Here is a 14,248-nt window from a genome sequence, read left to right on the forward strand (position 1 = left end):
ATATTCATTACTACAATCACAAAAGAATTAAAACAAAACTAAAAGGATTGTCCCCTGTGCAATACAGAGTTCAATCCTTAGTAGCTGCTTAATATATTTGTCTAATTTTTTGGGTTCAGTTCAAATTTAGGGGGCTTTTTTATTGTTATCAATAAAATTGAGGGGCCGTAGTTGGTTCAATGGAATACGAATTACCTTGTAAATAGTCTGACTATTTTTTATAAAAAAACTATTCATTTACATTTTTTGGTTTCGTGTTATATTTTTAGTGTTAACATAGTTGTATTGAAAATTCTGATTTTAAAATTAGGAAAACTTTAGAAAATGAAATACTCTTACTTGAATTGAAAATCATATAAACATAGTTTGAAAGTAAAGTATGAAAATGAATCAGATTTTTAAATTAAATTTGTCAATTCAATAGAGGTTCGTGGGGGAAATGTAACTAAGAAGAAATCTCTTATACTCCATGTTTTTTATTTGTAAATCGGTAATTCTAATAGCTCTGACGAAAAGTAAAGGAGTAAAAAAGAAGTGGATAGTTTGTTTAATAGAAGATAGGTGTAAAAAATAAAACAACGGAGGTTTTATAATGAATAAAGGAATACTGCAGATTACAGAAATTGAAGAAATTACTATTCCGAATCTATTGAAGGATAAAATGAAGAATCTGATAGACAATGAATTAAAAACTCATAATCCTTATACTTGTGATCAAGAAATAGTAGCATATTTTTCAAAAGAGTGGCTTAATTGTTTGATTGACTATTCAAAGAAAACCCCGAATTCAGACATGAAAAATCTACTACACATGATAAAAATAGCGAATTGTGGTGGGAACGTACCGCCTATCCTTATTAAAAATACTCCATGTGATCCTATGGAAACACTATTACCTGGGGAAAATCGCAGAGGTTTTAATTATGGTGAAGACGAACACGATAGAATGAAAAAATATTTTTATGCAGAATGGGTCACATGGCTTTTTGCCACACTTTTTAATTATGATGCTTTAATTCACCCATCCGAACATGCTGGGAAAAATAGATTTCATCTCATTTCTCCTTTAAATAACGATGAAGTTTTGCGAAATGTCGGTGCAAGCACCGGTGGCGGGAACTTTTATCAACATAACGATGCCACAGTGTATACAGATATGAAAGAAAAATCAGATATTGAAGCAAGATTGAATACATTCAATACGAATTTAGAAATTGTATCAAATAGACTTAATAAATCTGTGGAACGAATAGTGTCTGAAATTACTTGTGGAAAATTTACTAGAGTTGATGCTCTTTTATTAAAAGGAGTGTTAAATTTAAAAACTCAAACTCATATTGGAACGCCAAAATTACTTCAAAAGCATCTTGAAGAAAATCACTTCAGTAAAGATGACATATTGGCAATAAGTAAAATGCCTATTGCTCATATAGCAGGAATGGCGGATGGTGAAATATCTGGATTTGTAGGGGAAATAAACCAAATTATATTTTTGGATGATAATGGCGATATTATTGCAACTTGTTTAAATGGAGCAGAAAATAGATTGATTTATGTGGGAGAAAGTGAAGAAGAAAAATTGAAATTTGACATGTTTTTAGAACTCTTACGAACAACGCCTACTTATAAGGTTCCACTTACATCTGAAGATTTATTACTTATACCAAATTCTTACTATGGTAAACAAACAAATGTAACTCATGGTAGGGAAAGGTTATCTGAGGAAGAATATAAAATCCCGATTGGAAATAATAAATACGGAAGAAGAATTGTTTGCAGGCAATACGTTTCCAGCCGATTACGTGATCAGAAAGAAAGTTACTTTAAAGATTTAATTAACTAGTTTAAAGAGAGGAGGGCTGATGGGGAGGTTTGGGGTATAATAGCTCAAGTCTTCCCATATTCTTTGTATGGATTTTACTATTGAATTACTCATATTACTATTTTTAGTAGCTGTATTAGCAGGATGGGTAGACACGATTGCTGGAGGCGGTGGTATGATAACTATCCCGATAATGTTATTAGTAGGTATGTCTCCTTCTGTAGCGATAGCAACTAATAAACTGCAAGGGAGTAGCGGAACTCTCATGGCAACAGTGTTTTTTATTAAGAAGAAAGAGATTAATCTTAAAGAAATGCGTTTGTCCATCTTAATGACCTTTTTTGGATCAGTTTTGGGTGGATGGCTTGTTTTACAGATACGAGCAGAATATCTAATTATGATATTACCTTTTTTACTTGTTTTTATTGGGATTTATTTTCTATTATCTCCAAATATAGCAAACGAAGATCGACCGAGAAAAATAAGTATGTTGTTGTTTGCGTTAACAGTGGCTCCGTTACTGGGATTTTATGATGGTTTCTTCGGCCCAGGAACAGGTAGTTTAATTGCTTTAGCGTTCATTCTTTTATGTGGATATAGTGCTACACGGGCGACTGCAAATGCTAAGATTTTGAACTTTACAAGTAATTTCGCTGCTTTGTTGTATTTTATTATTTTTGGCCAAATCGATTGGACAATTGGATTGATTATGATGCTTGGTCAAATTATAGGGTCATATATTGGGGCGAAGATGGTGCTTACAAAAGGGACGGCATTAATACGACCAATAGTGGTTATTGTTTGCTTTGTCATGGCAATTAAAATTTTTTTACAAAATATGAACTAAATGTAATCAATATATTATTTGTATCAAAGTTAAAGTGTTTTCATGTTCTTATTGCAGTATTACACTGTTTAAGATGTGTTCAAAATTACACAATTTGACTAGTGTAATGTATTGCGTTATGCTTTTTCTAGTATAAAAGAAAGGCTTGAAGATAATGATTCGTCGTTTGAGAAAGCTAAAAAATGTAGCAGTCGTAGTAAGCTTCTAAGTAAATAGCAATATATATAATACTTAGAAGCGAGGAATAAAGCTATGAAGTATCCATTATTTAATCATTGGTCAGAAACAAAGTATATAAAAGATATAGTAACAAATCCACTCATTGAAGTAGGAGAGTACTCCTATTATTCAGGCTATTATAGTCATCAAAATTTTGAAGATGGATGTGTAAGGTATTTGTGGGGAGATGCTAAGTCCCAAGCACTTTTCAATCCAATTGAACAGATGGGATGGCACCTTGATAAACTCATTATTGGGAATTATGTTTGCATTGCAAGTGGAGTAGTCATTTTAATGGGTGGTAACCATAATCATCACTCAGAATGGATTACAGTATATCCATTCGCTGAGCAAATTAAACAATCATATGAACCTAAGGGCAATACAGTCATTAAAAGTGATGCTTGGATTGGAATGAATGCTATAATAATGCCTGGCGTTACTATTGGTGAAGGTGCAATTGTTGCTGCAGGATCTGTAGTAAGTAAAGATGTTCCGCCGTATACAATAGTTGGTGGAAATCCTGCTAAGGAAATAAAGAAACGATTCACTGATACAGAAATAAACATGTTAATGGAAATGCGTTGGTTTGATTGGGATAGGAAATTGATTGAGAAGGCAATTCCGCTGTTATCTAGTCCATCCATCGAACCATTATTTACTTTTTATAAAAATGAAGTGAAAAATAAATAAATCAGTTAGAAAAACTACATCCAGTATAGGGTGTAGTTTTTTATTTTTTGTAAATGTGGAACAAATGTATTATTTAGATTGTCTATTAATTGTAATCCTAAAAAATATGAAAGTGTGAATCATTTTGAAAAATATAAGGGGATTAAAAATAAGGATATGTGTGGAAATACAAAGTATTAGCGCACCTAAAAGTGTCGGATGAGATGGTCTATATGAAAGCGATTCTAACGTTTTATATGTATATACAATTTGAGAACACTGTCTATTTTTTTTGCGGGATTATGTTAGAATAACGCTTTTTTTTAGTACAAAGAAATTGGAGGTAACTGAAGTGAAAGGTATGTTTTGCAAGAGAGTTATTGCAATAGTAACAGTGCTTACAATATTTTGTAGCATGGTCGTTACAATTGGAAAAGCAGCAGCGGAAACAGATCCTGCTATAGACGTTGAAGCAGGATCAGCAATTTTAATAGAAGCAAATTCCGGAAAAATTTTATATGAAAAAAATGCAGATGAATCATTGGCAATTGCTAGTATGACAAAAATGATGAGCGAATACTTAGTTCATGAAGCGGTGGATAAAGGAAAACTTAAATGGGATCAAAAAGTTAAAATCTCTGAATATGCACATAAGATTTCGCAAGATCGTTCACTATCAAATGTTCCATTAGAAAATGGTGGCTCTTATACGGTAAAAGAGTTATATGAGGCAATGGCAATTTACTCTGCAAATGGTGCAACAATTGCTTTAGTTGAACAGATTGCTGGTAAAGAGGTCAATTTTGTAAAAATGATGAACGATAAGTCAAAAGAGTTTGGTATGAAAGACTATAAGTTTGTAAACTCTACCGGCTTAACAAATCAAGATTTAAAAGGATATCACCTAGAAGGGACAACTCTAGACGAGAAAAATAAAATGTCTGCAAGGGATTGTGCAATTTTAGCACAACGTCTTATTCAAGATTTCCCCCAAATATTAAATACAGCAAAAATTCCTAAAAAAACATTCCAAGAGGGTGGTAAATATCCAATTGATATGGCGAACTTTAATTGGATGTTAAAAGGCTTAATTAAGCAATATGAAGGTGTAGATGGTTTGAAAACAGGAACGACTCCAGAAGCGGGAGATTGTTTCACTGGTACAGTAGAAAGAAATGGTATGCGCCTAATTTCTGTAGTGATAAAAGCAAAATCTCATACGGCACGTTTTGATGAAACAAAGAAATTATACGATTATGGATTTGCGAATTTTGAAGTGAAGAATGTCTATGGAAAAGATTCAGTAGTAAAAGGGCATGAAACAGTTCGAGTAGCAAATGCAAAAGAAAAAGATGTAGTAGTTCAAATGAAACAAGTTGTTTCGCTTCCAATGCCGAAGGGCAACAAAGACATTTATAAAAAAGAATTTAAAGTATCGAATACGGAACAAGAAGCGCCTATTAAAAAAGGTGTAACAATTAGTAAAATGATTATCTCGTCTAAAGATAATACAGATCATGGGTTCTTATCAGGTAATTCATTACAAATAGACCTTGTAACAAAATCTGATGTGGAACAAGCAAATTGGCTTACACGTTTTATACGTAAAACAGGATCTTTTTTTAGTGGTATGTGGGATAGTGCGATTGATATAGTAAAAAGCTAATTTTATAGGATACAACTAAATGTTTCACTTTATAAAAATTTAATAAAATCTTTTCTTTGTATTAAATATTTTGTTTTAAATTATGTATATAAAAAAATGGAGGTCAAATTAACTTTGTACTGCTTATATTAGGAATTTAAAGAAAGAATATGTACAATTCTCCCACTACATTCTTATAGTGGCCTTTATGAACAGCAAAATTTACAATTTACAAGGAGAACATTTTATGAGTAAGAGAATAAAAGAATTAGATTCCATACGAGGGTTAGCGGCACTTACTGTGGTATTTGGACATTTTTGTTTAATGCTACCATCGTTGCCTAATTCTATTAAATTTTCCCCACTTAGGTTTTTATGGGCGGGTGGGGAAGCTGTTATCGTTTTTTATGTACTAAGTGGTTTTGTGTTATCTATGGCACTTTATCATTCAAAAACAAATTATTGGGGATATTTAATTAAGAGATTTGTAAGAATCTATATTCCTTATTATTTTTGGATAATCGTTACCTTTGTTTTATTTATTTTATTTTCGTCGTATGAAGTGGTAGGACTACGGGATTGGTTCTATGATAGGTGGCAAGGGTCTATAACAAAATTAGATATTTTAAACCACTTTGTGCTTCTTAATAACTTTTTTACGGAAAATTATAATCCAGTTATTTGGTCATTGGCTCAAGAAATGCGTATATCTATTGTGTTTCCTTTGTTATTCCTTCTTTTTTATAAACTGAATTGGAAGAAAACGATACTATTTGCTTTGAGCTTTTCTTTAATTAGTGTTGTTCTTAATATGTTGCATATTGGGAAAGCTGAAGGATTTTATAATGGTTATGCTGATACACTGCATTTTACATCTATGTTTATGGTTGGAATGTTACTTTTTAAGTATCAGGAAAAACTTATCTACTCATATAGGAATATGAAAAAAATTAAAAAAGGATTTCTTATTGCATTAGGGGTTATTCTATATTTATATTCCATTTTAATTTATGGTTTTTCCCGTAATGATACAACTTTCTTATTAAAAGATTGGGGTGTCGTAATGGGGGTTAGTATATTTATTATAATGGCTATGAGTAACCTAAAAGTAAAAGTATTTTTAAATAAGAGTGTATTTGTATACTTAGGAGAAATTTCATACAGTATCTATTTGTGTCATTTTCCAATCATGATGATACTATTTAAACTATTGTATACAAAGATACCTATCTTTTTCCTTCTTACTTTGTGCATTGCAATGACAATACTTTTTTCTATAGTTTCGTATCATTTAATCGAAAAGAAATGTATCAACTGGGCAAAACAAAGAACAACAAATTTTTTGAAAAAAAGTATAATTCCTAGCGGGATTTTATTTCTTTAGTAAATATACGAATATGACCGATTCCTTAGTATACTTGGGAATCGGTCAATTTTGGATTCTAAATGTAAATATAGTAAAGTCGAATATAATTGAAATCGAAAAACACTTAGAAATAACAATTACGCTGTGAGCTATTGTATAGTATAGATATGTTTAAAAATAAAGGGGGAATACATATGTGGAAGCGATTTGTAGCAATTGGTGATAGTTTTACAGAGGGGATAGGGGATGAAGTTGAGGGAATTGCATTAAAAAGCTGGGTAGATCATTTTGTTCAACTGTGTGAAAACGATATAGAATATGCCAATTTTGCAAAGCGTGGGTTAGTAACTAAAGAAATTCGCTCGCAGCAATTGGAAAAGGCGTTAACTTTTAATCCAGATTTGGTTAGTCTCATTGCAGGGGCAAACGATGTTTTAAAAGGACGTTGGAATCATGATGCATATAAGAATGATATGGAATTTATGATAGATACATTAAGTAAAGCAGGGGCTGATATTATTATAGCAAACCTTCCAGATTTTACAGTTAGGCTTCCTTTTGCTTCTGAAAAAAAACAAGTAATAAAAGAACAATTATTAGAGGCAAATGAAGTTATACATTCACTGAGCAGAGAGTATAAGCTTCATCATGTTGATTTTTGGAATCATCATTTAGTTAATGACAATACGCTTTGGTCTAAGGATTTAATTCATCCAAACTCAAAAGGATATGTAAAAGTTGCGGAATTGATTTTTAGTAGTTTGCCTGTACAGAAGACAAAATAATAGTTTGCAATGTAACGAATATGATATTAAGTGTATGAAGCTATGTTTTTTAGTAAATGGAAAGAACTAAACATTTAGCAAACAAAGCGTTTCTACGATATATTTCTACAATAATGCACAAATACAGAATCACAAAGAAAGATCACTTATGGAAATAGGTGGTCTTTAAATGTTTTTATAACTAAATTAGTATATACTGTATTACTAACAATTTCGTACTACATAAAAATTAAGTTCTCTTATAGAAAAACTGATTTTATATTATCTTAAAATATAATAACATGTTCAAATCATATTTTGGGTATGTATCCTAATTGTGAATGATGTGTAATTTTTTTTGAAGTATAAATATCCAATAAATAAAATAGGTAGTAGGTGCAGAAGTATTAATACTATATTATTCAATTCTTGTTATGAGTGCATTAGTGATTGGTAATATTATATTTTTATTATCAACTTTAGTTATTGGAATTAATTTGAATAGAAAATATGTAGGATAGGGAAAGGTGCATATACTTTAATGTATATATACCTTTTTATTTAATAGGATTTATAGTCTCTGTAAACTATTATATTAATAAAATTAAAAAACTTAATTCTTGATATCCTTATGGCTAAAGCCATCTATAAAATGACAATATAACTAAATAATTGTTTGGTATGATTTGTGGATTTAGCTTTTTATCCGAATTTTCTGATTCAAATATTTCAACTTTATGAATATAGTAGGTGAAATATTTGTGTGATAGTATTTGAGATAGAAAAAAGCCAACTTTAAAAAGGATGTGAATTGAATGTGCAAACGACTGTAAAGGGTTATATTAAGGCAACGTTTAGCTGTTATTAGTGTAAGGTAAAGATATATTTTGTAACAGTTGATATAAAAATGAAGAAATAGGTACGCTTTCGTTTGTCTGACTATTTTAAATATATGAAAAACAAGACTGGTTTGAGTTTTGACGAAATTAAATTCTAGGTGAGATGTCAATAATGATTAATTAGGTTTAATAAAGAGGTACCTTATACGCAAAAGCGTTTATATTAGTAACCTAAGGAGCTTGCTTTTATGAAAACTACTGATTCAAAAGGCCTATTAGAAAATAGGGTTTATTTACAAGTTTTCTCTGCCTATTCATTGCTTATGCTTGGTGTTTTTATTGATATGTTAGCGATTATGACTATAGTTGGGTTTGAATGGGAAGTAGATCCTACCATGATTGGATTGATTCCTGTTGCATATGCACTTCCTGGAATTATTTTTGGCTCATGGGCAGGTGTTATTGCAGATCGTTTTAGAAAAATTCCAATTATGATGTTCTGTAATCTAATGGTTGGTCTAATAACAATTGCTCTTTTATTTGTACAAGATATCCACTGGCTCTTAGTGGCATTAATGATTCGTTCCATTTTTATTGTTTTCTATTATCCTGCACAGCAAACACTAACAAGACAGATTGTATCCCCGGACTTGCTTACTAAAGCAGTAAGTATCAACGGAATAGTAGAGCAGGGTACAAAGATAGTAGGCCCACTTATAGGGGGCATGTTGTTGAGCTGGTTTCAACCAGAGTTCTGCCTCATTATAAGAGCTATAAGTTGTTTATTAGCTACTTTAGTTTTGATACCCACAATAAAATTTAAAGAAACTATATCGAAAGAATTTGTTGAAAAGCAAAAACAAAGTACTTGGACCGCTTGGGTACAAGGGTGGGGTTATGTGTTATCTAATCGGATAATATTATCAACCATGATTTTCGTTACAATAGCCATGGCGGTATTACAATTAGTAGACTCACAATTCCCAACTTTATTTAAGAGCTTATTCCCACATGATAAAAGTAAAATGGGATATATCATTTCTATTATTGGTCTTGGCGGAATACTTGGTGCATTACTAACTCAGAAATTAAAACAATTTCAATATGGCTGGGTAGTATGCGGAGGTATGGTTTTAATGGGAATTGGTTTTGGGGGGATTGGTTTGATAACGCCCGGTACGGTCTTCGTTTTAGCCTATTTAATTAGTTTTATCGCTGGTATCGGAAGTGGGCTGATGCTTGTATCTAATCAAGTCATTTTACAAATAGAATCGGATCAAGATCAAGTAGGAAGAGTATTTGGTATACAAAGCAGTTTAACAAACGCAGTTCTAATTATTTCTCCTGCTATGAGTGGTCCATTAGTGCATTTGTTTGGAGTAACTCAACTCTATGTTTATGGAGGGATTGGGCTTGTTATTATTGGAGTAATTGGAGTTTCACTGCAGAAATATTTATGGGCTAAACATAAACACGAACCTATAAGAGCAAATAATTTTTGAAGGGAAGATTTTTATGACCAATGAGGAATGTTATCCATTAAGCCATCCGCAGCGAAGAATATGGTATACAGAAGTTATTCATTCTGATAAAGGAATATGTAATTTAAGATTTTTATTTAAACTTCATCGAAAAATGAACTATTCAAAATTAAACCAAGTTGTGAATCGCGTTATCAGTGAAAATGACGGTCTGTGCATTAGGTTAAAAGAAAATGAGCATCAGGAACCGAAACAATATTTTATTAAACATGAAGAACAAGAATTTGAGTTTTTTGATTTCAGTAATGTGGAGAATACAAATTTGCTTGAGGAATGGATTGAGCAGAAAACAAAAGAAACGTTTACATTATTTAATTCAAATTTATACTATTTCGCTTTAATAAAATTAAACGATAATGAATGTGCAGTCTTTGGAAATGTTCATCATATTATTATGGATGGTTTATCAATTCAAATATTTACTGAGCAGATTGCAAAATATTATTATGACATGCATAACGAGAATGAGGAAGGCGAAATTAAAAATTCATATGTTCAATTTCTGACTAATGAACAAACATATTTGAATAGTAGTCGTTTTCAAAAAGATCAAAAATTCTGGTTAGAGGAATTTAAAACACTGCCATCTGCGACTGGATTGAAGCCTTATAATACGTACCAAGTTAGTACCAAAGCATCACGTGAGACGTTTATATTAACGGAGCATTTGAAGAGAAAGATAGAAAAATTTTCTGAAGATTACAAAATTAGTTTATACACTTTTTTTGTTGCTGCTTTCTCGTTGTCCATGTATCGGTGGACCTCATCGCTTGATATTGGTTTAGGAATGGCTTACGGCAATCGTATGACTAAAATGGAGCGAAAATTGATTGGAATGATGGTGAGTACAGTTCCTTTAAGAATGGATATTGATCCGGAAGAAGAAGTACTTTCATTTATTAGTAGGGTATCCAGAAAACAAAGCAAATTATTGAGACACCAGAAATATCCATTTGATTTGTTATTAAAGCAGATTAATAAAGAGAATAATAGTAATGTGAGACTTTTCGGAACTACGATTGATTATAGGGATCGTGATGAAAGTGGTGACTCACTATGGATTCCAAACCATGAAGAGGTGCAAGATTTTGCAGTGCATATTGAAAATCTAATTGATATTGACTCTTTACATGTACATATTGATTATCGTGAGGAGCTATTTTCTAAGGAAGAGATAAAACGTTTTTTTAACGTGATGTTAGCGATAATGGAAAACACTTTTGAAAAACCAAAGCAGAAGGTAGCTGAAATCGAAATCATTTCTGATGAAGATAAAAGAAGAAGTTTAGTTGAGTTCAACAATCCTAAGCTGGATTTCCCATCTCAAGTAACTATTCATGAAATGTTCGAACGGCAAGCGATGATTTATCCAAATGCTATTGCAGTTACGTATGAAAAAGAAAAAATTACTTATAAGGAGCTTAATGAACGTGCAAACCAGTTAGCTCATTATCTGCAGAAAAAAGGAGTAGGACCTGATAATTTAGTTGGACTGTGCGTTGAACGTTCCCACGAGATGATTGTAGGTATTTTAGGGATTTTGAAGGCTGGTGGGGCTTATGTCCCACTTGATCCAACATATCCAGAGCAACGACTTCAATATATTTTAGAAGATGCTAGCATTCAGTTATTCGTAACGCAAGAAAGTTTAAAAGAATTAAAATGGTTACCAGAAAATGTCGAGGCGATTTGTCTGGATCGTGATCAAGATGAGATTTGGAAAGAAAGTAAGACTTTGCCGGTTTCTAGTGTCGGTCCCCAAAATCTGGCATATGTAATCTATACTTCGGGATCAACGGGAAATCCAAAGGGCGTTATGATAGAGCATCACAATGTCATTCGGTTATTTAAATCGACGGATTGTTGGTATCAGTTTAATGAAAAAGATACTTGGACGCTTTTTCATTCGTATGCATTTGATTTCTCAGTATGGGAAATTTGGGGAGCGTTATTATATGGTGGAAAATTAGTTGTTGTTCCGTACTGGATTAGTCGATCACCTAAGGATTTTTATCAATTATTGGTGGAGGAAGAAGTCACAGTTCTAAATCAGACACCTTCCGCATTTCGACAATTAATACAAGTATGTGAACAAGAAGATAAGAATAAAAATTTACAGCTGCGTTATGTCATATTTGGCGGAGAAGCGTTAGAACCTACTAGCTTGTTACCGTGGTTTCAAAGGTATGGGGAGAAAAACCCACAGTTAATTAATATGTATGGAATTACAGAAACCACAGTTCATGTTACATATTATCCAATTACTTTAGATGATGTGCAGCATGCTTCAAGAAGTAATATTGGAAAGCGGATTCCCGATTTAGAAGTGTATATACTAGACGCTTATCAACAACCTGTTCCTATAGGTGTTGATGGTGAACTTTATATTGGCGGGGCGGGGCTTGCACGTGGGTATTTAAATAGACCTGAATTAACAGCAGAGCGTTTTATATCTCATCCATTTAGTAGTGATCTGAAAGCAAGATTATACCGGACAGGAGACTTAGCGAGGTATTTGCCAGATGGGAATCTAGATTATCGTGGAAGAATTGATCATCAGGTTAAAATACGTGGTTTCCGAATTGAGATTGGGGAAATTGAGTCTACTTTACATACATATGCATATGTAAAAGAGGCAGTTGTAATTGTAAGAGAAGATCAGCCAGGCGATAAAAGATTAGTAGCATATGTTGTAGGAGATGGAAATGTAGATGCGTGGAGAGAGTATCTTAAAGCGAAACTACCAAGTTATATGGTTCCTTCGGGATTTGTGGCGATGGAAGCTATTCCACTTACAGCTAACGGTAAAGTTGATCGTGAGGCCTTACCTATGCCGGAGGAAAAGCAGATTAATAGTGAATGTGTTGGCCCTCGGAATAGTAACGAACAGATACTAACTACCATTTGGAAGAGAGTATTAGGTGTTAAAAAGGTGGGAATCTATGATAATTTCTTTGAAATTGGTGGCGACTCGATTCTCAGTATTCAAATCATATCTCAAGCAAGTCAAGTGGGGTTAAAACTTACTCCAAAGCAAATGTTTGAATGCCCAACTATCGCTGAGCTGGCACAAGTGGCTATAGAAACGCAGGGAGTACAAGCGGAGCAGGGAATTGTGATAGGTGATGTGCCTCTTACTCCAATTCAGTGCTGGTTCTTCGAGCAAGAACATGCACATCCAGAGCATTGGAATCAATCAATGCTTTTAAGAGTAAAAGAAAGATTGGATGTGAAGTTACTAGAGGGAGCGATATTAAATTTACTGAAACATCATGATGCTTTACGTTTCCGGTACGAACAGTTACCAAACGGAACGTGGAGGCAGAGAAATGAAGGGACTGATGAACTGTCAGTACTCCATGTTGTAAAACGGAATCAAGTTAATGAAAAAGAGTGGAATAAAATAATACAAGAAGAGATGAACATTAATCAAGCTAGTTTCAATTTAATTACTGGTCCGTTAATGAAAGTAGTGTACTTTGAAGATAACTTGACTGAAAATGATCGAATATTCTGGGTGATACATCATTTAGTAGTAGATGGAGTGTCATGGAGGATTCTATTGGAAGATTTACAGGTGGTATATAACCAGATGAAACAAGGTCAAGAAATTCGCTTACCTGCGAAAAGTACATCTTTTAAAGAATGGTCTGAACGACTTCAGACATACAGTGATTCGGGTATTTCAAAAGAAGTAAAGGATTATTGGAATGAACAAGTAGAAAAAGAAACGATGAAAATTCCAATGGACTATCCAATACAAGAAACGACAGAAGAATCGATTGATCAAGTGACGGGGACTTTAGGAATAGAAGAAACACAAGCATTGTTTCACGAAGTTCTAGTCACTCATAAGACAAGGATTGATGAGGTACTATTAACGGCATTAGGACAAGCTATCGTCGATTGTACAAATCAGCAAACCGTTTCTATTCATCTAGAAGGACACGGAAGAGAAGAGATGATTGAAGGTATTGATTTATCAAGGACAGTGGGCTGGTTCACGAGTATTTATCCCGTTCATCTCAATTTTCAAGGAACTCAGACACCTATTGAAGGGTTAAAGGCAGTCAAAGAGCAATTGCGTCGAATCCCAAATCGCGGAGTTGACTATGGTATTTTACGTTACTTGAATAAAGGATTAGTTCCGTTTTATCAGCAAAAGCCTTCAATAAGCTTTAACTATTTGGGCCAATTTGATCAGGTGTTTTCAAGGGACTCTTTGTTTATGCAAGAGACAGGATTTACATTTTTAGATCATGCTCCAGATTCCAAACCATCTCATCTAATTGATGTTATCGGAATGGTGAAAGATGAAAAGTTACATTTTATTTGGATGTATAGTAGGGAACAGTTTTCTAAATTAAAAATTCAAGTGATAGCAGATGGTATGTTGAGGCATCTTCGTCAACTTATAAATAAACCAACAACAGAGTCTGCTTTTACGGTATCAGATTTTGCTGATGCAGAGGATCTTACGGAAGAAAGCTTGAGCAAAGTATTACTTAAATTAACAAAGAAGAGGGTGTAAAA

Annotated in this window: 9 protein-coding genes; all 9 read left to right on the forward strand. The window is 32.9% G+C overall.

The genetic code is table 11. The features are described from left to right. Nucleotides 1-92, forward strand: a 92-nt coding sequence (locus tag EBQ15_RS05100; protein ID WP_164514457.1) for an IS3 family transposase, incomplete at its 5' end; no start/stop codon positions are given. Between the two features lie 500 nt (nucleotides 93-592). Further along, nucleotides 593-1,843 carry a hypothetical protein gene (locus tag EBQ15_RS05105; RefSeq protein WP_001032362.1) on the forward strand — a complete coding sequence of 417 codons (1,251 nt, stop codon included), beginning with the start codon at nucleotides 593-595 and terminating at the stop codon, nucleotides 1,841-1,843. Nucleotides 1,844-1,910: 67 nt separating this feature from the next. Then, complete coding sequence (locus EBQ15_RS05110; protein ID WP_000347995.1) at nucleotides 1,911-2,669, forward strand: TSUP family transporter; 759 nt, start codon at nucleotides 1,911-1,913, stop codon at nucleotides 2,667-2,669. Between the two features lie 252 nt (nucleotides 2,670-2,921). Beyond that, nucleotides 2,922-3,581 carry a CatB-related O-acetyltransferase gene (locus EBQ15_RS05115; protein ID WP_000876939.1) on the forward strand — a complete coding sequence of 220 codons (660 nt, stop codon included), beginning with the start codon at nucleotides 2,922-2,924 and terminating at the stop codon, nucleotides 3,579-3,581. Between the two features lie 331 nt (nucleotides 3,582-3,912). Then, the gene (locus EBQ15_RS05120; RefSeq protein ID WP_000677702.1) at nucleotides 3,913-5,226 is read left to right on the forward strand and encodes a D-alanyl-D-alanine carboxypeptidase family protein; all 1,314 of its coding nucleotides are present in this window, start codon (nucleotides 3,913-3,915) and stop codon (nucleotides 5,224-5,226) included. Nucleotides 5,227-5,413: 187 nt separating this feature from the next. Continuing rightward, the gene (locus EBQ15_RS05125; RefSeq protein ID WP_001999762.1) at nucleotides 5,414-6,589 is read left to right on the forward strand and encodes an acyltransferase family protein; all 1,176 of its coding nucleotides are present in this window, start codon (nucleotides 5,414-5,416) and stop codon (nucleotides 6,587-6,589) included. 176 nt (nucleotides 6,590-6,765) lie between these two features. After that, nucleotides 6,766-7,356 carry an SGNH/GDSL hydrolase family protein gene (locus EBQ15_RS05130; protein ID WP_000265884.1) on the forward strand — a complete coding sequence of 197 codons (591 nt, stop codon included), beginning with the start codon at nucleotides 6,766-6,768 and terminating at the stop codon, nucleotides 7,354-7,356. A gap of 1,066 nt (nucleotides 7,357-8,422) precedes the next feature. Continuing rightward, nucleotides 8,423-9,676: an MFS transporter gene (locus EBQ15_RS05135; RefSeq protein ID WP_000858609.1), complete on the forward strand. Its 1,254-nt coding sequence runs from the start codon at nucleotides 8,423-8,425 to the stop codon at nucleotides 9,674-9,676. Between the two features lie 13 nt (nucleotides 9,677-9,689). Next, nucleotides 9,690-14,246: a non-ribosomal peptide synthetase gene (locus tag EBQ15_RS05140; protein WP_000180426.1), complete on the forward strand. Its 4,557-nt coding sequence runs from the start codon at nucleotides 9,690-9,692 to the stop codon at nucleotides 14,244-14,246. Nucleotides 14,247-14,248 lie beyond the last annotated feature (2 nt).

It is taken from the genome of Bacillus sp. 2D03, assembly GCF_003946765.1.
Taxonomy (GTDB): Bacteria; Bacillota; Bacilli; order Bacillales; family Bacillaceae_G; genus Bacillus_A; species Bacillus_A cereus.

Bases quoted from the DNA above. Each gene is read 5' to 3' on its own strand.
- EBQ15_RS05140 (WP_000180426.1), top strand. From the start codon at position 9,690: ATGACCAATGAGGAATGTTATCCATTAAGCCATCCGCAGCGAAGAATA.
- EBQ15_RS05115 (WP_000876939.1), top strand. From the start codon at position 2,922: ATGAAGTATCCATTATTTAATCATTGGTCAGAAACAAAGTATATAAAA.
- EBQ15_RS05105 (WP_001032362.1), top strand. From the start codon at position 593: ATGAATAAAGGAATACTGCAGATTACAGAAATTGAAGAAATTACTATT.
- EBQ15_RS05125 (WP_001999762.1), top strand. From the start codon at position 5,414: ATGAACAGCAAAATTTACAATTTACAAGGAGAACATTTTATGAGTAAG.
- EBQ15_RS05110 (WP_000347995.1), top strand. From the start codon at position 1,911: ATGGATTTTACTATTGAATTACTCATATTACTATTTTTAGTAGCTGTA.
- EBQ15_RS05130 (WP_000265884.1), top strand. From the start codon at position 6,766: ATGTGGAAGCGATTTGTAGCAATTGGTGATAGTTTTACAGAGGGGATA.
- EBQ15_RS05135 (WP_000858609.1), top strand. From the start codon at position 8,423: ATGAAAACTACTGATTCAAAAGGCCTATTAGAAAATAGGGTTTATTTA.